We start from the raw sequence: 22,492 nt of genomic DNA on the forward strand, positions 1-22,492 counted from the left end.
TAAGTGTGGCCGATGACAGTGGGGGCACCTATGATGTGAACCGGCTCAACAACATCTACGCCCGAATCATCAACGGAATCTGAGCCATCTGCAATCCTTAAAACGCAGCGTAGGAGCCCTATTGAAGCTCCTACGCTGCGTTTTAAGGATTGCTTACCGATTGTTTGGTCATACGCCGGGTTGGGCAGAAGCGCTACCACGCTGCAATCGGTTGTGCACAGTCTATCGGCCGGTTGTGAAGACAGAGGTACGCCGGGTCGGGCGGATTACTGTCGTCTCCATCCCCAGCAAGCGCGAACGCTGTGCGCTGAAAATTGTACGGATTTGTCGTGTCGTTGTCATTGTCTTTGTTGTTTTTGGTTTTTAGTGGAAGGTAAACTAATTGATTAAAATTTAGCGGTTAGCCCCAATTTCACGGCCGAAACGCCATAACCCACTTCGGCAAAGGCGCCAACTTTAGGGCTGAACATAAAGCGTGAACCCAGGTGTAGCCCTACCCAGACGCCACTGTTATAGCCACCCGAGTAGTAATAGTAATCGGAGTAGCCCGAACCGGCATACCGGAATCCCAGCGATGCACCAATATATGGATCGAAGCTGTTCGATTGCACGTTCAGTGCTTCGCCCAGGTGATACGACCCACGGGCACCGAAATAAATGAAGTTATACCCGCTGGAGTAATAATAATTGTAGTGGTAGTAATCGATAGAGCCGCCAACCGAAAAGTTGTTTTTCACATCGGCTTCCACTGATACACCCACCGGGAACCCACCTCCGTAGTACGTTGCCAGACCCAGGCCCAGGTTCACATACACATTCTTGTGTCCACGTGAATACGTCGTGCGAGGCCGCGCCGGGGCTGAGTGCGCTACGGGTTGCGGGCGCGTTTCGGCCGGGCGAGCTACCGGCGTTTCCTGAGCAGGCGCAGTAGTCTGAGCCTGTGTCGGCTGTTGCTGAGGGCGTGCCGTTGCCGGAGCAGCGGCTGGTCGGGTAGTTGTGCTGGTTGCTGGGCGACTAGCCGATGAATAAGGCCGGGCGGCTGGTTTAGCTGCGGTGCGACGAACCGGCTGCTGAGCCAGTACCGAAGAAGCCGAAAGAAAAATAGCCACGGCCAGGGCAGTCAATTGAGTAGTCGTTTTCATTAGTCGTTGTTGTTTTTAGTTTTCGTAAGGAACGATACAAACCTACAACAACCCACCCCCGGTAGGCCAGAGACCACTGCCTGAACTGAGAAAAGACTCCCCTGAACTGTAACGGACGGTAGTTGAAACAGCAGCCTTACAACCTGAACGATACAGCTATTGACTTCCCCATCGGACCGTCTAACTGACCAACCCTACTCGGCATGAACCGCTCACTAGCCGGGTATCAATGAATACAGACTGGTTTTTGTATCTTTGTTTATCCTCTTGAAAACCAACGAGTCAATTAATGACGTACGAAGCCTGGTCTCCGCTCTTTCTGGGCATGGTACTGGCCATGTTGCTGGCCAATTCGGTGCAATGGTTTATGTACCGGGAACGTATCTATGGTATTTATTCGGTGTATACGCTGATTTGGGCGGTCTACTTCACGATTAACCACTTCTCGTTACCCTACAATATTTCCAACTTCTATAAGCTGATTCTCTCCTACTCCGGCTACATCCTTTACCTGGAACTGGCCAAAATCTTTCTGAACCTGAAAGATCGGCCCCGGTTTCTTCGCTGGGTCATTATTGTGCAGGGGCTGCTGGTCGCCTATTGTGTTGTAAAGACTTATATCTACCTGTTTACGGATTTCTGGCAGACCAAGCTCCATACCATTCTGCTCCAGCCGGTTCGTTTTGCCCTGCTGTCGGTTGGCGCCTACATCGTGTACTCATTTTTCCGGTCAAAAGATGTGGTCGCACGTTTCTTTGTGGCGGGTACGGCTTCCTTATTAGTCAACCACGCCATTACAACGATCCTGCTGATTCATTCGCCTAACATCAGTGTTGATTTACCATTCTGGCAGCATCCGGATCTGTTTATCCAGACGGGTGTTGTGCTGGACTTAATCTTTTTCTCGCTGGGCATTTCATATCGACACCGACGGGAAGCCGTCAACAAAGCCGTTGTAGAGAAGGAACTGGAACGCGAACGGGAGCAGCATCATCGCGAATTTCTGGAGGCCGACCTGGCTTTACAGAAAATGCAGCAGGAAAAGACCGAGATGCAAATGCGGGCTTTGCAGAGTCAGATTAATCCGCACTTCCTGTTCAACGGCCTTAATACCCTATCGTCGCTAATCGATGAGAATCCGGGCCAGGCGGGCGAATTTGTCGATGAGCTATCGAAGGTGTACCGCTATTTGTTACGGAGTAACGACGCAGAACTGACCACTCTGGGTGTTGAGTTGAGTTTTATCAGCTCGTACTTCCACCTGCTCAAAACGCGGTTTGGTAGCTCGGTTCGTTTAGACGTCGATGTTAACGAAAGCTACAAAGACTCCTTACTCCCTCCTCTGACGCTCCAGCTACTGGTCGAAAACGCGGTCAAGCATAACGTTGTGCTTCGCCAAACGCCACTCCATATCCGTATCCGAACAACCACAGAACAGCAATTAGTCGTCGAAAACACCCTGCAACGGAAAACAATCCGGGTCGAATCGAACGGTGTGGGGCTGTCGAATATTGCCGATAAATACAAGCTGTTAAATCAGCCCGCACCACGCATTGAGGAACAGAACGGCTGGTTTCAAGTCACTCTCCCCTTGTTGATGCCGCAATCCGTTATGGCCAATATCGCCACGGAATTGTAACAAAAAAAACCTGCGCGCAAAGGCCCGCAGGTTTTTATTAGACAGCTAAAGGTGTACTGCCAAAGCAGTTACTCAAGTAAAAGTACGCAATTTTTCTGGCACTGCCAAAGAATCGTCGGCTCCGTACAGTTACTTCTTCACAAACTCACGATGATAAGCCGCCCGGTACAACTCCTCTTCGGGAAGGCTCTTGAAATAGTCGTAGGTAATGCGTAACCCTTCAGCTCGTGATACTTTTGGCTCCCAACCCAGAATGGCCTTTGCCTTGGTTATATCGGGCTGGCGCTGCTTCGGATCGTCCTTAGGCAGATCTTTAAAAATCAGTCGCTGGCTCGTTCCGGTTAATTTGATAATTTCCTCACCGAATTCCTTGATGGTAATTTCGGATGGGTTTCCGATGTTGACCGGGTAAGCATAATCGCTCAGCAACAACCGATAGATTCCTTCGACCAGATCGTCAACGTAGCAGAATGAACGTGTCTGACTACCATCGCCAAAAACGGTCAGGTCTTCACCCCGCAGTGCCTGCCCAATGAATGCAGGCAACACCCGGCCGTCGTTCAGGCGCATACGCGGACCATAGGTATTGAAAATCCGAACGATACGGGTTTCCAGTCCGTGGTAGGTATGGTACGCCATGGTCATGGCTTCCTGAAACCGCTTCGCTTCGTCGTACACACCCCGAGGCCCCACTGGGTTAACATTACCCCAGTACTCTTCATTCTGAGGGTGAACGGTTGGATCGCCGTACACTTCCGATGTAGACGCTATCAGCACCCGGGCGTTTTTAACCCGCGCCAACCCCAAACAGTTATGAATCCCCAGCGACCCAACTTTCAGTGTCTGGATGGGGATTTTAAGATAATCGATAGGGCTGGCTGGTGAAGCAAAGTGCAGAATGTAATCCAGTTGACCCGGCACATGGATAAACTTGGATACATCGTGGTGATAAAACTCAAAATTGGGCAGGTGGAATAAATGCTCGATGTTGCGGATGTCCCCGGTGATGAGGTTATCCATGGCAATCACATGATAGCCTTCCTTAATAAACCGATCGCAAAGGTGCGATCCGAGAAATCCGGCCCCGCCGGTGATCAGTACACGCTTCATTAAAGTCTGGTTTGTGAAATGAGTGGATAGACCCATACCTGTCGATTGCTCTACAGACACCGATTTACCTGCACACAACTACTTTAAACTCGTATTATAAAAAATTAAAGAAAGTAAAACTTAAATACTCCAATCGATACCCAGCAACAGAGGGATCAATCAAAGTTGACACAAAAATAGAATACATCGCATACGATTGAGTAAGAATACGTCCGTATGCGATGTATAATTAGCTAAATAGCCGTTAAACCTTCTGCTCGACGGGTGCTAAAATCGGTTCACGCCCTACGGAATAGTACGTATAATTCTGCTCCCGAATCTGATCGAGTTCATATACGTTACGACCGTCGAAAATGACTCTGTTTTTCAGCAGCAAATTCATCTTCTCGAAATCGGGCGTACGGAACAACGGCCATTCGGTAATAATCACCAGGGCATCAGCATCGTCGAGGGCAGCGTATTGCGTGTGGGCATAGGTAACCGCATTACCAATCTGCTCACGAACATTATCCATTGCCTCAGGATCATACACCGTCACTTTGGCACCAGCATCCAGCAACGCCCGGATGTTATCCAGCGCAGGAGCTTCCCGAATATCGTCGGTATACGGTTTAAACGCCAGCCCCCAGACCGCAATGGTTTTGCCCTTCAAATCGCCACCGAAGTGATTCAGGATGATTGGCATTAGCTTCGTTTTCTGCTGGTAGTTCACCTCCATAACCGATTTCAATACCTTGAAATCATAGTCGAAATCCTTGGCTGTTTTGGCCAGTGCCTGCACATCTTTAGGGAAGCAGCTACCCCCATAACCGATACCGGCAAACAGGAATCGCTTTCCAATCCGGCTGTCGGTACCAATTCCCCGGCGAATATCATCGACGTTTGCCCCCGCACGTTCGCACAGGTTCGCGATTTCGTTCATGAAGGTAATTTTCGTGGCCAGGAATGCGTTGGCGGCATATTTGGTCATTTCGGCCGACCGCTCGTCCATGAAAATAACGGGGTTGCCCTGACGCACCAATGGCGCATACAGTTTGTTCATGACCGCTTTGGCTCGCTCCGATTTGGTACCAATCACCACCCGATCGGGCTTCATAAAATCTTCGACGGCCACCCCTTCCCGCAGGAATTCGGGGTTCGAAACGACATCAAAATCAACCTTGGCGTTATCAGCAATGTGGGCGTATACTTTCTCAGCCGTTCCGACCGGAACCGTACTCTTATCGACAATAACAGCATATTGACTCAGGATCGGCCCTAAGTCGCTGGCTACTTTCAGAATATACTTCAGATCGGCGGAACCATCTTCGCCCGGTGGGGTTGGCAGGGCCAGGAAGATAACTTCAGCCCCTTTGATCCCTTCTTCCAGGTCAGTCGTGAACGACAAGCGTCCCTCCTCAACATTGCGGTGGAACAATGTTTCGAGACCTGGCTCATAAATGGGGACAATCCCGTTATTCAGTTTCTCAACTTTTCTGCTATCAATGTCAACACACGTAACCTGATTGCCCGTTTCGGCAAAACATGTTCCAGTAACAAGACCTACGTATCCGGTTCCTACAACGGCTAATTTCATAAATATAGTTAGCTAATTTTTTTACAAGATTTTATAGACGTTTTGTTGATGTCCGTTGTCACAAAAATAGGAGTTTTTCAATAACTACCTCTATTCTTCACCCAATAGTGATTAATCGGCAAATTAGCTCACCAAAATAACTCATCGCTTAAAACCTCGTTTTTTGAATTGTCAATTTGACACGATAAAAAAATAAAAAGTATCTTTTAGTTTATTAAAAACATATACAGTAAATATAAATAATATAAAATGATTACAAATATTCATATAAGTAACAAATAATACTATTCTAAAAAAGGCTTGTGTTTGTACCATATTATCCCTAAATTTCTACTTAATCGCTTCATCTGGCGGCTTTTTTTTATGACGAACGAAATTGTAGAAAATCAAGAATTAATATCCCAGTCCATTCGCGAACTGTGTGAACGGCTTATCCGTCCACATAGTCGCCAATGGGACGCCGACCAGCATTTCCCATCCAATTTGTTCCATCAATTGGGCGAACAGGGGCTTATGGGAATGCTGGTTCCAGTTCAGTATGGAGGGTCAGGATTGGGCTATCGCGAATACGTAACGGCTATTGTTGAGCTGTCGCGGGTTGATGGAGCCGTTGGCTTGTCGATGGCTGCTCACAATTCGTTATGCACCAATCATATCCTGCTGTTTGGTAACGAGACTCAGAAACAAACTTATCTGCCCCGCCTGGCAACGGGAGAATGGCTGGGTGCCTGGGGCCTAACCGAGCCCAATACGGGCTCTGATGCGGCCAATATGCGCACCACAGCCACCCAGGATGGCGACCATTGGGTATTGAACGGATCCAAAAACTTTATCACCCATGGTAAAAGCAGTGATGTCGCCGTGGTCATAGCTCGCACAGGCCCACCCAATACCCAACATAATGCAACAGCCTTCATTGTAGAACGAGGCACAGCCGGTTTTTCAGGTGGCCGTAAGGAAGACAAGCTGGGTATGCGCGCTTCCGAAACCGCCGAAATGCTGTTCCAGGATTGCCGCATTCCCGACAGCCAGCGCTTAGGAGGAGTGGGTGATGGGTTTGTTCAGTCGTTGAAAGTATTGGATGGTGGCCGCATTTCGATAGCAGCTTTAAGCCTGGGTATTGCTACTGGAGCCTACGAAGCGGCTTTGGCCTATGCTAAAGAGCGGGAACAATTTGGGCAGCCCATCGCTAATTTTCAGGGAATCAGCTTTAAACTGGCCGATATGGCAACCGACATCGAAGCGGCTAAATTACTCACCTATCAGGCTGCCGATTTGAAAGACACTGGCAAACCTGTTACAAAAGAGTCGGCCATGGCGAAGTTATTTGCGTCGGAAACGGCCGTCCGGGTAGCCAACGAAGCCGTGCAGATCTTTGGTGGGTATGGTTATACAAAAGATTTTCCGGTCGAGAAATTTTACCGGGATGCCAAACTATGTACCATCGGCGAAGGCACCAGCGAAATACAAAAAATAGTGATTTCGAGGCAAATTCTGAAATAGACAATGAAAAAGAGCCGAACGGAGGAAGGCGTATGCCCTGTCTCTGTCCGGCTCTTTTCTTCTATCTCTCTTCCTCCTATACAGTACTGCTTCGGCCTTTAATGAGGGCAGCAATACCCAAAATAATAACGGCACCTACAAAGGCAGTCAAAATCTGATCAATAATACCGCCATCGCGGCCAAAAATCCAGCCGCCCACAAATCCTCCGGCTATACCCAGTAGAATTTCAGCGAATAAGGAAAACGAAAACCGTCTGAACACGAGGTCGGCCAGCCAACCGGCTACGGCACCAACTAAAATTGACACTAAGATTCCCATGACTTTTATCGTTGAGTGAACACTAGTAATTTGTACTAAAACAGCTATATAACTAGGCACTCAATGATTTGTTCATGTTGTTTATAGTTTTATCCCGATTACGGCCAGCATCCGGCCGGTGTTGCCGTTTTCGACGCGGTAGGAAAAATAGTCGTTATTGTTGATAGCGGTTGAAAACGGAGAAATCTCGATCTGGGCTACAGGAATACCAAACTTGATTAACAGTTGCGCGTTGGCCTTTTTCAGATCGATAAAGTATTTCCCCGTTGTCTCATCCTCGCGCTTAAAGGCTGGTTCAAACTGATTGGCTACTTCGGGGCCGACTTCAAAGGAGCATTCATCGATGCAGGTTCCAATATAGGCAAAACAATCGCCCCCCCTGCTACCAAACTCCGTCTGCATTCGTGCCAGCGTTTTCGTTACGATCTGCCCGGCCGTTCCGCGCCAGCCCGCATGAATAGCCGCTACAGCCTGCTGTTTGGCGTCGTAAATCAGGATGGGTACACAGTCGGCGACCGTAACGCCAACCAGTATGCCCGGCTTATTGGTGATCAGCGCATCATAGCCTTCGTATCGCCCTGCTTCATTGGCATTCAACACCTCAGTGCCATGTACCTGATACGACGAAGCCAACTGGTCGGCATTGGCATCGATAGCAGCAAAGAAACGGCGTCGATTTTCGTCTACATGGCCAGGCAGATCGGCGGTGTTAATCCCTAAATTGAGAGAGGCAAACGGAGCCCGACTAACCCCACCATGCCGGGTACTTTCGGCAGCAATGAGATTTTTTACGTCGGCAAATACGGTGGGAATACGATAGGAAGTTTCAGAATACGCTACGGATAAAGCCATATACAGACAGATTGCTCAACAAAGTTGCAAGCAAACGACCAGCAATCCAACTGGGCCATTTGCTCAGTCGGCCCTATTTTCTAACCACTCATCCAATTAGGAAACCGCTCCAGTAGTTTGCATTACATAGTACCATCCACAGCATATATCTTTGTTTCACCAATCGGGAAGATCCCGACCTGCTTAGAACATAACATAAACAACATACTATAATGAAAACGCTCGTCAAAACCTTCGCTTTAGCTCTTACACTGGGCCTTGTTTCTACAGTTGCTACGTTTGCCGAAACCAATCCAGGCACCAAAAAAGCGGCTCAGGCTGCTACGTTTAAAACCGGCATTTACACAACGGTCAGTGGTAAACTGAATATTGCGCTCGATAAAGAAAAAGGCGGCCCGGTTGATATCCGCCTGAAAAGCTCTGATGGCCGTGTTCTGTACAACTACCGTCTGGGCAAAAAAGAGGAAATTTACCGGACTCAATTAAATCTGACCGATCTGGAAGACGGTGTTTATCAACTGGAAGTGACTAATGGTGTAGAAACCACAACGCAAGCGGTCAAACTATCAACCCACAAACCGTCTATCGTGAACCGGGTCGTTGCGATACAATAACGTTACTCTCAGTCACCAACACCGTAAGTAGCCCACATGCGAAGGAACAATTCCTTCGCATGTGGGCTAAATTTGTTTACCCTGTTTTCTGCCAGAAATTCCCTGACTAGCCTCAATTCCTACAAGCCACTCAACAGCTTTGTTTTTATATCCCGATCGGCCCACACAGAAGCCTGTGCCAGCAATGTCTGCGTTTGTTGCGCTTTCGCCATTAGGTGCTGACTTACCTGTGCTTTATGCAAGCCAGCCAGCGCCCAGGCATTGCGCGGGAATATATTCAAATCGGCCCCGTAAACGGCTTCGGCTTCCGGGTATCGTTTCGCTTTCAGCAACATAGCCCCCAAGTTATGCCGTACTGAAAAGAACCAATCAGGCGGTTCGTTGTAATTCAGTTTATCTTCCAGGGCAACGGCCTCACGCAGTAAGACTATAGCTGGCATCAGTTTCCCTTCAGCCCCCAGTATTTCGCCCCTCAATACTCGTTCAGCAATAGCCAGTATAGCACTCATCGGATTAATTCCCCCCGTAGTTAGCGTTGCTATACCCGGATCAGCCATGACTCGCTCGAATTGCCGAAGTTCAGCTTTTGCCTGCGCTGTTTGCTGGTTGCCTAGCAAGGCCAATCCGCGGGCATAATGCCGAATAGCGGTTGGATACGGTAATCGAACAGTATCGGCTTTACTCAGTTCCAGCACCTCGTTCCAGTCAGTAAACTTGAGTGCTACGTGGTATGGAATGGTATAATAATGCTGAAGCATACTCCAGCCCGAATCGGCCATCAACGACTTCTTGGTATACTCGGCCATCTTTCGTGCCGATCGCATGGCCCATTTTCGGTTGCCCTCCAGGGTTGCTGTAGCCGCTAACAAATGGTAGTTATGAGGAAAATAGGATAGCGGAAAAATACCCTGTGCATAACACCCTATCAAATACGCACTATCAACGGCTACTGCTTTCTGATTGCTGACGGAGCCTTCGTGATACTTGCCGGTTCGGATGTAGATATGGGATGGCATGTGCACCAGATGACTGGAACCAGGGGCTACTTCACTCAAAATAGCTGCACTTTTCAGGCCGCGTTCCGGCGTTGATGAGGCCTCAACCGCGTGAATGTATAAGTGATGGAGCGTACTATGATCGGGATAGCGAGTCAGTAGATTCTCCAGGATGGCTACGATCTCAGGCGTCCAGGGCTTGGGCCGACCATCTTTCTCCCACAAATCCCAGGGATGCAGGTCCATGACCGATTCGGCATAGAGAGCCGCCACATCCGCATCTGCCTGAAAACGCTCATGCACCTGTTTCATAGCCTGTGAATACGCGACATCATACGGCCGACGATCAACAACTGGCCGTGCAGGATATCGTTTGGCGAGGGCTGCAATCAGTGCTTTTTCCTTATCGGTACCCCTGGCTGCGTACTTGAGAGCCTGTTGAATAGCGGCATAAGCCCGATCATAATTATCCGATTCCATACCCGCGTTGTAGTTTGGCCCTAACACATAACTAAACCCCCAGTAGGCCATCGCACAGGTGGAGTCGAGTCGGATCGCTTCATAAAATGAACGGGCAGCCTCTGCATGATTGAACCCGCCAGCCAGCATCAACCCCTGATCGAAGTAGCGCTGAGCGTCCTTACGTCGGGTAGTGATGGGAAAATGCAGGTTACCCAACCCATTGAATAAGGGCGCCTTCTGACCTGAAGTATACCAAGCCTTATCGGTTGGCAGCGTTCGGCATATAACCTGTGCAATCGGCTGGTTGTCAGTAGAGTTCTGAGTAGACTGACAAGCTAAAAGCAGACTCAGGCTTATCAGACCAACATAGACAGGCATTGAGAGTCCTTTCTTGTTCATGGTTTGAGGAAATTGGGAATAATCCTATTATATAATTTGGCCAACCAACAGCAGTAACTACCGAACCGATTTCGACTGATACTTAAGCAGTTGCTTACGAGTTAGGGTGAGGGCAGATTTGAGAATCTACCCTCACCCTAACTCGTAAAAGCTGTAAAATGACTAACGCAAACAGCTTTAAAGACAATCCATTTGTATGAATACCTATTCAGTGAATGGGCTCCGGAATGAATGCACTTCGTTATTTCGGTTAAAACAACTTCATCAATAGCTGGCTCCCTGCACATTTCAGATCCATTTTGCGTCCAACCATTTGCAATCATTTCAATTTATTGAATGAATATGATAGTTTAGTCTATTCATTTAATAAATAGCGCTTTACCCAACGTTAATTAACAATCAATACACACCATTTTATGGCAAGAGTATCGTTGAGGTTATCAAAAAACCTATCTATTCTACTTGTTATATTTACTTATTTTCACCCCGAGAACACTACCTCTCAACCCATTCTTCGTCAGCTTGCCCAGGCTGCTCCGGCCAGGCGAGTCGTTATTACCCTAAATTATTTTGATACATGCTATACAGCGCTAACCAATCAGGGGGTAGCTTTCACATGGCTGGACCAATTTGACTCGTTGGGCAGTCAGGTGAAAGACCAGCAATTGAAACGGTATGTCCGCTTCATTCGGGATTCATATACCAAGAATGGCAACAAACTAAGTAACCCCCAAAAAGCCGAGCTATTTGTGAAGGCAGCCCAGGAAGCCGAACAGGAGGGCGACGAACAGATGACCGGGGTATGCGAACACTTTGCCGGTGAATACTATTTTTTGGCCGAGGCTTATGGCCAGGCTTTCGAGTACCTGCTATTGGCCAATAATCGCTTCCGAAAAATCGGTTATGAAACCGTTCCCGCCATTAGCCGATACCTCTATGAACTCGGGCTCATCTATTACCACTTCAAGGAGTACGGCAAAGCGATTGAGATGTTTCAGGAATCGGCCCGCTACCCAGCGTTCAACCCAAGCCTGGCCCTCCAGGTTCATAACGCCCTAGGATTAGCGTATTTGAAAATCAGCCAGTTGCAGAACCCATCCGATGTAAAACGAGCCGAACAGAGTTTTCAGAAGGCCCTACAGGTTGCGAAGGCTAACAAAGACCAAACTAACCAGGCCAACCTATATGGCAACCTGTCTAAAATTTACCTGCATCAGCAACGGCTCCCGCTGGCTATTGCGGCCCTAAAATTCGATTATTCGCTCCACCTGAATGCCGAAAAAGGTAATCTGCCCGATCAGGCGACTCTAAGCCTGGCCCGGGCGTATCTGCTACAGCATCAACTAGATAGCTGTGCTTATTTCCTGGGAGAGTCGGCGAAATTTCACCAGCGTAACCAGGGGTCTGATCTGTTTGGCGAAAATCTGAAAAACGAAAACTATCGACGTCTTTACTGCGATGTGGCTCGTCAGTATTACCAGGCCGTCAACAACCTGCCGAAAGCGTACTGGTATCTCGACAGCATGGCCCGGCTCGATGAACAGATCAATAAACGCTACAATTCGGAGCAGATTTCGCTGGTTGAGCAGAAGCTATTGATTCAGAAACACCAACTGGAAGTATCGGCCTTACGAGCCAAGCACGACGAACAGCAATTCCGGGTGTGGGCCATCGCCACAATGCTGGTCATTACGTCGGCGCTGTTTTTCCGACTCTATCAGCTTACCCAGCGCCGACGGCGGCAGGAAGCACTCGCCAATACTGAGCGGGAAAAACGTTTACAACTGGAAAAGCAACGAGCCGTTGATGAGCTGGAACGGGCCCGTACGGACTTAACCGTTTTTATCGAAAACCTTCGCCAGAAAGACACGCTCATTGATACCATCAACGCTGATTTGGAACGACTTCCCCAGGCCGCTGGCGAACCCAGCCAGATCATGCTCGATATGCAGCACAACCTGCTCAATGCCAGCCTGCTGACCAATGAGGACTGGGATGAATTCCGGCGACGCTTCGAGCGGGTATTTCCTTACTTCTTCACGCAACTACACACACAGTTCAAAAATCTGACCCCAGCCGAAGAGCGGTTAATGGCCCTTTCTAAACTCAAGATCGATACTCGCCAGATGAGCCGTATGTTGGGTATTTCGCCCAGTTCGGTGCGTACCACCAAATATCGACTGCGCAGACGCCTGGGTATTGACGGGCAATCACAACTGGACGAACTTCTCGACGCTTAAGCTTCTTCGCTAAACACAGCCCGACAACTTACTATAAGACAAGAACTTAGCCTTTTGTCTATACGTTTGTCTATGCTCTAAAAACGTGCCTAGCCAGGTATACTTGCCATTTTAGTGAACATATTCCCCAACTAAGTGGGGCCTATCTCATTAGCTTTCCAGAAACGCCTACAAGTACCCAATCAATTGTTATGAAAACATACGCTCTACCAACCGCAACCCGCTGGTTCTTCAGTTGGTTATTGTTTCTTCAAACGGGCTTGTCGATCAGTAGCCTGGCTCAGACCGTTACGCAATCCTACACCACCACTGGATATTATTCTTATACCGTACCAGCGGGAGGCCCCTTCAGTGTAACCCTGACAACCAGAGGAGGTGATGGCGGTAATTCCCCATCATATCAAGGAGGTAGTGGTGCTAAAATGGTATCGACCACTACGGTACAGGGAGGAGATCAACTCATTTGTATTGTTGGGCAGGCAGGTCAGTCCAGCGATGAACCCCAGCCAAGCAATACGGGTGGCGGGGGTGGTGGCACGGCTATCATTCTGAAGCGAGGGAATGATTTAACCTTACTTATGGCAAGTAGCGGAGGTGGTGGCGCATCACAACGATGGGGCAGTGGTGGCGGTGGACAGGGCTTAGGCTCCGGCGATGGCGGAGCGGGTTCCGGAAACGCCACTTCGGGCGGAGGTGGTGGTGGCGGAGGCTACTTGAGCGCCGGTGGTGACGGCAGGACGTCTTTACCAGTGCGAGGTGGAACCGGAGGTAAACAGGCTTCATTAACCAACATCAGTTCAGGAGGGAATAACAACGCTGGTAATTGCTATGGCGGAAGCGGTTTTGGCGGAGGAGGTGGTGGTACAACGTTGAGTTATGGTGGCGGGGGTGGCGGAGGATATGGAGGGGGTGATGGCGGGGGAGGTGGTAGTGGTGTAAGTCAGGGAGGCAATTCGTATGGCACCGGCACCATTACCCTGGGAGTAGATGGGGGTGGTGCGAAAGCCGATGGATTTGCTACCATCCAGTTTGCTGCCAACTCCATCAAAGCTATCCTCACTTCTACCACGATCACCAATTGCTCGGGTCAGACCGTTTCGATCCCAGGCTCCATCACCGCCACCGGAACCTGGACCCTGCAACTCTCCGGCGGAGCGACCGTTTCGGGTACTGATAGCGGCACGTTTGCCGTGGCTGTATCGCCTACAACCTCTACTACCTACACTATTGCATCGGCCACCTATACCAATAGCATTACCCAATCAACTACCCTTACTGGCAGCGCTATCGTCAAGATCGTAACCCCGGCTACTCGGCTCTATGTGAAGGCCAACGCGAGCGGGGTCCAAACCGGCCTTTCCTGGAACGACGCCTTTACCAGCCTCCAGGATGCCCTTAATTACGGCTGCCCAACTGCCCTTACCGAAATATGGGTTGCCAGCGGAACCTATAAACCCGGCACTACCCGTTCCGCCAGTTTCGCTATGCTACCCAATGTCAGCATCTACGGGGGATTTACGGGTACAGAGTCTGATCTTAGTCAGCGGCCCCGAATTGACCCCATCAACGGATCACCCTCCAGTTCGACACTCTCCGGTGATGTTGGACCCTCGCTAGCGGCCTACCATGTCATTTATAATCCAAGCAGCCTCAACCTCACCAGCTCGGCAAGGCTCGACGGTTTTGTTATCTCTGGAGGCAATGCCAATGGGCTGCTCGACAACCAGCTCAATGGCGGAGGCATCTACAACGATGGCAGCGGCAGCGGACATGTCTGTAACCCCACCATTGCCAACTGCCTGTTTGCAAATAATCAGACCTCCGCTTACGGCGGAGCTATTTACAATGGCGGCAGAAACAGCGGCCTGTCGAGTCCTACCCTCATCAACTGCGCTTTCACGGGCAACTACGCCCGCATCGATGGCGGGGCCATCTACAATGACGGTTTCCTGGGGGTATCCAGCCCTTCCATAACCAACTGCCTGTTCGTCGGCAATCAGACCAACACTACCGGGGCCGCCATCACCAACATGGCCCGGCAGGGTACCGCCAGCCCTACGCTGGTCAACTGCGGATTCCTCAATAACTCCGCCGGGGGAGGAAACGGAGGTGCCATCAACAACTTCGCTCCCGGCGGAAACTGTCTGCCCACGTTTACCAACTGCTCCTTTCAGGGAAATATCGCCAACTATGGCTCCCTGATGATCAGCGCTGGGCTGGATGGTATCTGCCAATCTACCTTAATCAACTGTGTCCTCTTCAACCAGGGCAGTAATGCTTTCTACAATAACCTCTCCTCAGTGCGACTGCTTTCCTGCCTGATCGAGTCCACCACCATCGACTATACTACCGACCCCAGTAATCTCACCGCCACTACCAACCCCTTCAGCTCTACGGCGAGCCTGACCCTCAACGCCTGTACACCTGCTATCAATGCCGGGCTCAGCTCGACCTCAGCCCTCAATGGCATCAGCACTGATCTGGCCAATAACCCTCGCCTTGTAGGAGCGTCTGTCGATATGGGAGCCTACGAGTTTCAGGGTGATCCCAGCTTTCCTATTGCCTTTACCCAACAACCGCCCTCAGCCTCAGCACTCTGTGGCGGCACAGCGCTGAACATTCCCACCAGCCTTACCGGAACCGGACCCATCACGTATCAGTGGTTCAAAAGTGGAACCTCCCTTAGCGCCCAAACGACCAATACCCTCTCCTTATCCAGTCTACAAACCTCCGATGCAGGTAGCTACTCGCTGGTCGCCATCGGCACCTGTAACTCCCTTACTAGTAGTACTTTCAGTCTAACGGTCAATAGCGTTAATGCCGCTATTCTGAATCCGGGGCCAGGGAGCACGACACTCTCCTGCGGAAGCCCCACCGTCAGCCTGACGGCCAACGGTGGCACTACTTACGAATGGGAGGATACCTCCACACAGCCCGTGCGCGTACTCTCACAGGCAGGCACCTACTCGGTTGTCGTTTCGTCGGCGCTGGGATGCTCGGCTACGGCTTCCGTTACCTTATTCTTCCGAAATACCTTAAATTCGAGCGCTTCGGCCTACTCCCCTATGGCTCCGGTGAACGCAGTGGTTAATATGCTGGCCACAGGTGGTAATGCCTATCAGTGGACATCGCCCTCTTCAGCCTCCTTCACCACATCCAGCACCAGTGCCAACATTTCGGCCCGACTACTGTCAGCGGGGCCACAGACATTTACGGTCGTGATCACTCTGGGGACCTGTCAGCAAACCCGAACCGTGAGCGTCACGGCCACCAATGGTCCCGACCTCTCCCCTATCATTGAGCTACCCGATGCCAACTTTAGTCCTGGTTCGAGTGCCAAACAATCACTAGTCCGTATTTTTGAAGTTGGCTGGCTTCCAACTTCGCCCAGCAGTATTACCATTACCCTGACCGCTCCAGCGGGCTATTCGCTGGCGTTCGATGCTAGTCAGACCTCGACCAATGTATCCGGGGGAAACACCAATCCGGTAACCATCAATAATAGTGATTGGGAGGTAATCGGCAATCTCAACGACCAGCAGCTAACGTTACGGGCTCGGTCGGGGGTGTATATCCGGGGAGGTAGTCAATCGGTGTTGGGCTTCACGTTAGTGCGTACGACAGCCAACTCGGGAAGCGTCTCCAATCTGACCATCAATGTAGCCAACGATAGTAGTGGGCAGTACGATCGATTCAGTACTAACAACGTCTACGCCCGAATCCTGAATGGGCTCTAGCCTTGCCTGCGATCAGAACGACCCAGCCCACCATCAACAAAGCCAGTCCTTGTAAAGACGGGCTTTGTTGATCTGTACTCCAACGATTATTGGTGCTGGTAAACCATTGCAAATTCCGTTGCAAACGCTTCCAGCTTTACTTTTCTCAGTGTCGGCTTATGTTGGTTGTAATCGTCCAGCAAGGCCCCACTGTGCAGACTAGCGCCTAGCTCGACGAAGTTTTCGATAATGTGAGTTGGTAAGCCTCGTTGTTTCATACCCTCCCGCATTTGTTCGCTCGTAAAAACGAGCCATTGCAAATCGGGTTTACCAATAGCCGAACCCAAAACCTGAGCAATCTCGCTGGCGGTCCGATCATCGCTTACTACATAACGAATGGTTTTACCCGTAGCGGGTTTCACCAACTCTTCAGCCGCGACGGCCGCAATATCAGCGGGCGATACGAGTCCTATCTGATCGTCGCCACCATAATTGGCGCCCATTAGTCCAGCCTCTTTAATCATGCCGATAAAGCTGAACAGATTGTAGTAGAAGTACCCCGCACGAAGATGGGTAATGGCTACATCTTCCAGTTGATTCAGCAATAGTTCGGCATGGTGAGCACCGAGTATGAAGCCCGTATCTTGAGTCAGATGGGCACCATAACTGCTCAACAACACGACCCGCTTTACACCCGCCTTCTGAATCGCCTGGACGTAGTTCTGACTGATCCGACGGTAATAAATTACCACATCGGTCTCGGCAACGTTGGGTGGCACCATCGCAAATACGGCGTCTGCCCCCGTCAAGGTTGCTGTCAGAAAATCAACATCGTCCAGTGAGCCAATTGCAGCCGTTGCTCCCAGGCTAGTAATGGCTTCCTGCCTGTCGGGTTTACTGCTGATAACGGTTACGACGTGGTCTTTCTGGACTAATTCTTCCGTGAGGGGTTTGCCGATATGCCCCAATGACCCGGTTATGACAATGTTCATCGTTTTTTCGTTTTTGTTTGCTACACAAAAGTCGAAATGCCTGAGCGGTGTCTTGTAGCCGAATCCTGGGTTGTTGTAGCCGTTTGTCAGCGTTTCTTTTCCCCCAACCCCTTACCTCTTTATAAGCTTGTAGGGGTTTCATGTAGGGATACAAATGGATTAATTCTGGGCCTTTTTTACCAGACTGTACACCCAGCGGCTCAACGTACATACACGCTGTATCAGTTGAACGACTGGCGAAATTCGAGTGGCGACAGGGCTGTTTTGTTCTTGAACAGTTTGCTAAACGACTGCGAATGCTCGAATCCCAAGGTGAAGGCGATCTCACTGACCGATAAATCCGTTGTTGACAGTTTTTCTTTAGCCTTTTCGATCAGTTTATTGTGAATATGTTGCTGGGTGCTCTGCCCGGTCAGTAATTTCAGCAGGGTACTCAGGTAATTGGGCGATACATTCAAGGCGTCGGAAATCGACTGAACAGTGGGTAATCCCTTCGTAACCAACGCATCGCTATTGAAATAGTCGAACAGCAGATGTTCCAGCCGATCGAGTAATTTATGGTTCGTGATTTTTCGGGTAATGAACTGCCTATGATAAAACCGATCGGCGTACGAAAGCAGGAGCTCGAGGTGAGCGATGATGATCGACTGGCTGAACTGATCCAGGTTGGCATGATATTCCTGCTGAACACTGTGCATGATACCGGCAATAATTGTTTCTTCTTTTTCCGACAAAAACAATGCTTCATTGACCGAATAATCAAAGTACTCGTACTGCCTGATCGTTTTAGCCAGAGCGGTATTCCATAAAAAGTCGGGATGAATGAGCAACAGGAGGCCCGACTGGAGCCTGGTTCCAGTGCCGTCTTTACCCGCGTCAATGCTAAAAACCTGACCGGGCGACATAAACGTCATCAGGCCCCCATCAAAATCGTATTCCTGCTGCCCGTATTTCATTTTACCATTGAAGTTCCTTTTTAGGGCAATGGAATAAAAATCGAACACTAAACTGGTGGGCTCAAATTCGTACAGTTGCTTCAATAAAGCCACATCAACCACACTGATCAAGGGATGCTCAGGCTTGGGCAATCCTCTAAACTGGTGAAATTCAGCAATGGCCTTAATCCGGCACAGTCCTGTTTTTGGCATAGCTCAATATACTGATTTATGATCAATAGCTGTTACAAACACCTTCGCGCAAATCGTTCCCCTCACGATGGCTGATGCTTGTACGAACCTATGTAAAGAACCCGATTTTAGGTGCCAAGCCCGTAGCCAAATCCTAACTTTTTGTAGCCGCTTCGTGGGTAAACCCGTCCAGAACGTTAACCCATAACCACTGTCATTCATGCTGGCGTAATCGGGGCTTTCTTAAATCGGCCCCAGGCTATGAAAGCCGCCAGACTGGCAAAAACAATATTGACGCCAATAACCGATGCTTCTCCCCGTATAACGTGGAAGATACTGGCACACAGCATAAGTACAATAATACCACTTGCCGCTATAGGCGTAAGAATGGGCCGAATGCGCAGCCATGCAGGAAGAATCAACCCCAGAGCACTCAATACATCAATGATGCCAGTCGATTTTACCAGTATTGCCGGAATTTGCCCTGTCCAGGGCCACATAGCCGATAGTTTATCGATGGGCTGAAATAGCTTCATCCAGGCTGCCCAGACAAAACTGACAGCTAGTACGATCTGGATAATCCAAAGAAAGATGTGAATGACTTGCGATGATTGTTTCGGTGTTACCATTCTACAGAGATTTTGCATGAATGGAACAAAAGTATTCCCCCTTGCCTTTTGCCTGAAAGCACTATCCCGATCGGTCGATACTAGCCATCTGGATAGTAATGCATTGCACAGAAACCCCATAAAGACATGCTGACTGGTGAAGGCTGCCCCAAATCGATACGTTCCATCAACGATGCGTTAGAAGCCGTAGAAGGCAAATGGAAGCTGATGATCTTATTTGTGCTATCATCAGGCCCCAAACGGTTTACACAATTGACCAGAGAGGTAGCCGGGATTACAGATAAAACCCTGTCAAAAGAATTGAAAAGCCTGGAGGAAAATGAACTTATCAAACGGGATGTATTCGATACTTTCCCGCCCACAGTTGAATACTCCATCACCCCCCACGGGCTATCGCTCGAAAACGTTGTCGAAGCACTGCATTACTGGGGATTATCCCATCGCCGGAAGATTATTGGCAAAGAATAAAGGCAGCTTCAACCCAGCCCAATTCGTGGCTTACAAGGCAATTCAATAATAGCTAATTCGTTATTTTTCAATAAAATCCACCGCTTAATCAATCTTTTTACGGTGAATTTTCGTTACCTATTTATACAGCCTTTCTACTGATCTGGCGGTTGGTTAGAAAGGTCTTATCTTATGGGTAATTAAGAAATGCTGACTCTGGTTAGAGTCAGCATTTTTTGTTTATAGCGCCCGACCAGCCAACAAGCCGATCCTGAAACGCTCCTGATGACTGACTGGAAATGTCCAAATACAACAAACCCCTTACCAGAAAATCTGATAAGGGGATTTTGATTACTAGGGGCTTTAAAACTCTTATTGGTATTACAAAAGTAGTCGTTGACAGCGGGCTCAAACTAACCAGGATCATGCCTTAAACTGATTATAGTCAGTACGTATCCGTGATAATGACCTTACAGGGCTTTCTGGTCATACTAATCTGTCCGCTTTGTCCGACAGTGAACAGTCTTTGTCCACAAGCGGACAGAGTAGCAAAATGGCACAAAAGATAACATACTGATTATCAGTAATATTACTTAATTGGCACAAGCTTTGGATTAACTAGGGCATACCAGTAAACAACATCCTTAAACGCTAAACACAGCAACTACCATGTTACCACTACTGAATACCCTGGCCGCTTCAATCCTATTGAGTGCTTCTACCCTGTTCAACCCAACCACGCCCAAAACGCTGTCGTTCGATGCCAGCGCCTACGTAACCGTTAACCACGAAATTCGGGTGGCTGTCCAGAAATCGACTGATATGCCGGTCGTCGTCCTGCTGAAGAACAAGAACAACAAAGTCCTCTATGAGCAAAGCATTGGCCGCAAAGAAGCCAAATATGCAGTCAAACTAAATGTAGAAGAGCTTGCCGACGGTGATTACGAACTAGAGATCAAGTCGTCGGAAGGTAGCATCACCAAGCAATTAAACCTGTCGACCCAGGCTGTTCAGCAAACAGGTCGCATCATTGCCATGCAATAAGTCAGGACACAGGACACCTCATAAAAAACCCGACACAGGTCGGGTTTTTATGTTTACTGGCGGTTCTTTAACTGGCGCAGAATGGCCCGTAACTCATTGGGCTTCCGCATATAGGGCGACAGATCAAATAAAGCTACTTTACGAAATTCGACCGGGTGGCTTTCGCTTTGCAGAGAAATATACCCTTCGCGGATAAGCTGTCCATCATTCTTAACGGCCTGATCGTAGTTGATTACGTTCCCTCCACCAATTTGTGGCTTTTCATACGATAGCACCGTATCACCTTCCACGATATGCTTCACGAGCGAATCGCCCAATACCAACGCTTCGGCATGAACCCATTGATCGCCAGCGTAGGTTTTTGAATTGGAGTCGATACAATGCGGAGTGAACAGTTTTCCATTCATCACTACATTCGTACCAGGGGTACACAGGTTCGCTGTATGCCGTTCATGCTTCCCATCGCCCCCCAGCAGTTGCATTTCCAGCGAGATCGGAAAATCCTGCTTCAGCCCCATCGTTTCAGGCGCCTGACCATGTAACATAGCCCCACTATTACGCACTGCCCAACCAGGCCCGCCCTTCACCTGATCGCCAACGAATCGGTATTCGACCACCAATAAGTAGGCAGAAAAAGGCTTTTTATAGAAAATATGGCCATATTGCTCATCAAAGGCAGAATACTGATCATACCGTACGACTAGCTTACCATCGTCTACCCGGAAGGTATTTCCATAGTTATCGTTCAGTGGATGGCCTGCTATTTTAACAGACCAGTTCATGAGGTCTTTTCCGTTGAAAAGCTGAATCCATCGATCAGCTAGTTTGTTTTTGGCAGACTGAGCCACACAAACGGTGGTCATAAACCATACACAAATTAGTAACAGCAGTTGGCGCATAGGGCATTGATTGATTAATACGGACGATTCCTGTACAAAAAAGAATAAAGTATCCGAAATTGTCTGGCTTTCCCATAAAATAATCGTGAACCTGATGAGGTTCTTTCACTTTACTCACAGCCGCATGACGATTCATATAGCAACACTAGACGACCTGGACGAATGGCTGAAACTGACGCTGGCGCTCTGGCCCGATTCCGATTCGAATGAACTACGAGAGATACTGATCAACATTCATCAATCAGCGAAAGAAGATGGATTTATTGTACGGAATGATCAGGGTGTAGCCATTGGTTTTATGAATCTATCCCTACGCACCGACTATGTGCCGGGTGCTACAAAATTCCCCGTCGCCTTTCTGGAAGGCATTTATGTACAGCCTGCGTATCAACAACGGGGAATCGGTCAGATGCTGGTTCAGCGAGCCGAACAATGGGCACGGGACAAAGGCTGCCTCGAACTCGCTTCCGACGTAGAGCTCTCGAATTCGACCGGCAAAGCGTTTCATAAGAAAGCTGGTTTTGAGGAAGTAGAACGGGTTATTCAGTTCATCAAAATCCTGTAGTGTTTTATAGCTGATTATTATCTCTGGCGGCTCTAGCCTGTATATTGAGAGGGTATCAATGATCGAATTACGCAGTCGTTCAATGTAGCCGATGCGAATGTTCAACACTAATTTACTCACAAACAGCACTATAAACCTTAGATTAAAACAGGTGGTGGATAGGACGTTTTAACCACCGTTCGCTCTAAGAGAGCCAATCCCATAATCTGCACTAAATTAATC

Annotated in this window: 18 protein-coding genes; 8 read left to right on the forward strand and 10 right to left on the reverse strand. The window is 49.0% G+C overall.

From position 1 onward, the window contains the following. Positions 1-386: 386 nt before the first annotated feature. Positions 387-1,142, reverse strand: a complete 756-nt coding sequence (locus BGO59_RS04435; RefSeq protein ID WP_293681183.1) for a hypothetical protein — start codon at positions 1,140-1,142, stop codon at positions 387-389. 289 nt (positions 1,143-1,431) lie between these two features. Here BGO59_RS04435 and BGO59_RS04440 point away from each other — a divergent pair, with 289 nt between their 5' ends. Then, complete coding sequence (locus tag BGO59_RS04440) at positions 1,432-2,781, forward strand: sensor histidine kinase (RefSeq protein ID WP_293681186.1); 1,350 nt, start codon at positions 1,432-1,434, stop codon at positions 2,779-2,781. A 129-nt stretch (positions 2,782-2,910) separates the two neighbouring features. Here BGO59_RS04440 and BGO59_RS04445 read toward each other — a convergent pair whose 3' ends face one another. Together BGO59_RS04445 and BGO59_RS04450 are read right to left on the reverse strand one after the other, a co-directional pair. Beyond that, positions 2,911-3,891 carry a UDP-glucuronic acid decarboxylase family protein gene (locus BGO59_RS04445; protein WP_293681189.1) on the reverse strand — a complete coding sequence of 327 codons (981 nt, stop codon included), beginning with the start codon at positions 3,889-3,891 and terminating at the stop codon, positions 2,911-2,913. Between the two features lie 244 nt (positions 3,892-4,135). Then, positions 4,136-5,467 carry a UDP-glucose/GDP-mannose dehydrogenase family protein gene (locus BGO59_RS04450; protein ID WP_293681192.1) on the reverse strand — a complete coding sequence of 444 codons (1,332 nt, stop codon included), beginning with the start codon at positions 5,465-5,467 and terminating at the stop codon, positions 4,136-4,138. A gap of 363 nt (positions 5,468-5,830) precedes the next feature. On the opposite strand from BGO59_RS04450, the gene BGO59_RS04455 reads away from it, so the two are divergent. Further along, positions 5,831-6,970 (forward strand): acyl-CoA dehydrogenase family protein, encoded by a 1,140-nt coding sequence (locus BGO59_RS04455; RefSeq protein ID WP_293681195.1) that lies wholly within the window; start codon positions 5,831-5,833, stop codon positions 6,968-6,970. 76 nt (positions 6,971-7,046) lie between these two features. Here BGO59_RS04455 and BGO59_RS04460 read toward each other — a convergent pair whose 3' ends face one another. Continuing rightward, entirely contained in the window at positions 7,047-7,289 is a 243-nt protein-coding gene (locus tag BGO59_RS04460) for a GlsB/YeaQ/YmgE family stress response membrane protein (protein WP_020595199.1), read from the reverse strand. 81 nt (positions 7,290-7,370) lie between these two features. Then, complete coding sequence (gene pgeF, locus BGO59_RS04465; RefSeq protein ID WP_293681203.1) at positions 7,371-8,141, reverse strand: peptidoglycan editing factor PgeF; 771 nt, start codon at positions 8,139-8,141, stop codon at positions 7,371-7,373. Positions 8,142-8,353: 212 nt separating this feature from the next. On the opposite strand from pgeF, the gene BGO59_RS04470 reads away from it, so the two are divergent. Next, a complete protein-coding gene (locus tag BGO59_RS04470) occupies positions 8,354-8,755 on the forward strand; it encodes a hypothetical protein (protein ID WP_293681206.1) in 402 nt (133 codons plus the stop codon). 119 nt (positions 8,756-8,874) lie between these two features. On the opposite strand, the gene BGO59_RS04475 is transcribed toward BGO59_RS04470, so the two are convergent. Next, positions 8,875-10,611 (reverse strand): hypothetical protein, encoded by a 1,737-nt coding sequence (locus tag BGO59_RS04475; protein ID WP_293681209.1) that lies wholly within the window; start codon positions 10,609-10,611, stop codon positions 8,875-8,877. A gap of 416 nt (positions 10,612-11,027) precedes the next feature. On the opposite strand from BGO59_RS04475, the gene BGO59_RS04480 reads away from it, so the two are divergent. Both BGO59_RS04480 and BGO59_RS04485 read left to right on the forward strand, forming a co-directional pair. Beyond that, a complete protein-coding gene (locus BGO59_RS04480) occupies positions 11,028-12,851 on the forward strand; it encodes a helix-turn-helix transcriptional regulator (RefSeq protein WP_293681212.1) in 1,824 nt (607 codons plus the stop codon). 191 nt (positions 12,852-13,042) lie between these two features. Beyond that, complete coding sequence (locus BGO59_RS04485; RefSeq protein WP_293681215.1) at positions 13,043-16,588, forward strand: choice-of-anchor Q domain-containing protein; 3,546 nt, start codon at positions 13,043-13,045, stop codon at positions 16,586-16,588. A gap of 86 nt (positions 16,589-16,674) precedes the next feature. On the opposite strand, the gene BGO59_RS04490 is transcribed toward BGO59_RS04485, so the two are convergent. The 3 genes from BGO59_RS04490 to BGO59_RS04500 all read right to left on the reverse strand — a co-directional run bounded on the left by BGO59_RS04490 (position 16,675) and on the right by BGO59_RS04500 (position 19,315). Next, positions 16,675-17,559 (reverse strand): NAD(P)H-binding protein, encoded by an 885-nt coding sequence (locus tag BGO59_RS04490; RefSeq protein WP_293681218.1) that lies wholly within the window; start codon positions 17,557-17,559, stop codon positions 16,675-16,677. Between the two features lie 221 nt (positions 17,560-17,780). Then, positions 17,781-18,707 carry a helix-turn-helix transcriptional regulator gene (locus tag BGO59_RS04495; protein ID WP_293681221.1) on the reverse strand — a complete coding sequence of 309 codons (927 nt, stop codon included), beginning with the start codon at positions 18,705-18,707 and terminating at the stop codon, positions 17,781-17,783. A gap of 197 nt (positions 18,708-18,904) precedes the next feature. Continuing rightward, positions 18,905-19,315: a DoxX family protein gene (locus BGO59_RS04500; protein ID WP_293681224.1), complete on the reverse strand. Its 411-nt coding sequence runs from the start codon at positions 19,313-19,315 to the stop codon at positions 18,905-18,907. A 126-nt stretch (positions 19,316-19,441) separates the two neighbouring features. Here BGO59_RS04500 and BGO59_RS04505 point away from each other — a divergent pair, with 126 nt between their 5' ends. Together BGO59_RS04505 and BGO59_RS04510 are read left to right on the forward strand one after the other, a co-directional pair. Then, positions 19,442-19,783 (forward strand): helix-turn-helix domain-containing protein, encoded by a 342-nt coding sequence (locus tag BGO59_RS04505; protein ID WP_293681227.1) that lies wholly within the window; start codon positions 19,442-19,444, stop codon positions 19,781-19,783. Positions 19,784-20,431: 648 nt separating this feature from the next. Next, complete coding sequence (locus tag BGO59_RS04510; protein ID WP_293681230.1) at positions 20,432-20,806, forward strand: hypothetical protein; 375 nt, start codon at positions 20,432-20,434, stop codon at positions 20,804-20,806. Between the two features lie 53 nt (positions 20,807-20,859). Here the strand turns inward: BGO59_RS04510 and BGO59_RS04515 are convergent, their stop codons facing one another. Then, positions 20,860-21,705 carry a DUF1080 domain-containing protein gene (locus BGO59_RS04515; protein ID WP_293681233.1) on the reverse strand — a complete coding sequence of 282 codons (846 nt, stop codon included), beginning with the start codon at positions 21,703-21,705 and terminating at the stop codon, positions 20,860-20,862. Positions 21,706-21,829: 124 nt separating this feature from the next. On the opposite strand from BGO59_RS04515, the gene aac(6') reads away from it, so the two are divergent. Further along, positions 21,830-22,270, forward strand: coding sequence for an aminoglycoside 6'-N-acetyltransferase (gene aac(6') / locus BGO59_RS04520; RefSeq protein WP_293681236.1), 441 nt, complete (start codon positions 21,830-21,832; stop codon positions 22,268-22,270). Positions 22,271-22,492 lie beyond the last annotated feature (222 nt).

This window comes from Spirosoma sp. 48-14, assembly GCF_001898575.1.
Taxonomy (GTDB): domain Bacteria; phylum Bacteroidota; class Bacteroidia; order Cytophagales; family Spirosomataceae; genus Spirosoma.

Coding starts and splice junctions, on each gene's coding strand:
- BGO59_RS04435 (WP_293681183.1), bottom strand. CDS start 1,142: ATGAAAACGACTACTCAATTGACTGCCCTGGCCGTGGCTATTTTTCTT.
- BGO59_RS04440 (WP_293681186.1), top strand. CDS start 1,432: ATGACGTACGAAGCCTGGTCTCCGCTCTTTCTGGGCATGGTACTGGCC.
- BGO59_RS04445 (WP_293681189.1), bottom strand. CDS start 3,891: ATGAAGCGTGTACTGATCACCGGCGGGGCCGGATTTCTCGGATCGCAC.
- BGO59_RS04450 (WP_293681192.1), bottom strand. CDS start 5,467: ATGAAATTAGCCGTTGTAGGAACCGGATACGTAGGTCTTGTTACTGGA.
- BGO59_RS04455 (WP_293681195.1), top strand. CDS start 5,831: ATGACGAACGAAATTGTAGAAAATCAAGAATTAATATCCCAGTCCATT.
- BGO59_RS04460 (WP_020595199.1), bottom strand. CDS start 7,289: ATGGGAATCTTAGTGTCAATTTTAGTTGGTGCCGTAGCCGGTTGGCTG.
- pgeF (WP_293681203.1), bottom strand. CDS start 8,141: ATGGCTTTATCCGTAGCGTATTCTGAAACTTCCTATCGTATTCCCACC.
- BGO59_RS04470 (WP_293681206.1), top strand. CDS start 8,354: ATGAAAACGCTCGTCAAAACCTTCGCTTTAGCTCTTACACTGGGCCTT.
- BGO59_RS04475 (WP_293681209.1), bottom strand. CDS start 10,611: ATGAACAAGAAAGGACTCTCAATGCCTGTCTATGTTGGTCTGATAAGC.
- BGO59_RS04480 (WP_293681212.1), top strand. CDS start 11,028: ATGGCAAGAGTATCGTTGAGGTTATCAAAAAACCTATCTATTCTACTT.
- BGO59_RS04485 (WP_293681215.1), top strand. CDS start 13,043: ATGAAAACATACGCTCTACCAACCGCAACCCGCTGGTTCTTCAGTTGG.
- BGO59_RS04490 (WP_293681218.1), bottom strand. CDS start 17,559: ATGAACATTGTCATAACCGGGTCATTGGGGCATATCGGCAAACCCCTC.
- BGO59_RS04495 (WP_293681221.1), bottom strand. CDS start 18,707: ATGCCAAAAACAGGACTGTGCCGGATTAAGGCCATTGCTGAATTTCAC.
- BGO59_RS04500 (WP_293681224.1), bottom strand. CDS start 19,315: ATGGTAACACCGAAACAATCATCGCAAGTCATTCACATCTTTCTTTGG.
- BGO59_RS04505 (WP_293681227.1), top strand. CDS start 19,442: ATGCTGACTGGTGAAGGCTGCCCCAAATCGATACGTTCCATCAACGAT.
- BGO59_RS04510 (WP_293681230.1), top strand. CDS start 20,432: ATGTTACCACTACTGAATACCCTGGCCGCTTCAATCCTATTGAGTGCT.
- BGO59_RS04515 (WP_293681233.1), bottom strand. CDS start 21,705: ATGCGCCAACTGCTGTTACTAATTTGTGTATGGTTTATGACCACCGTT.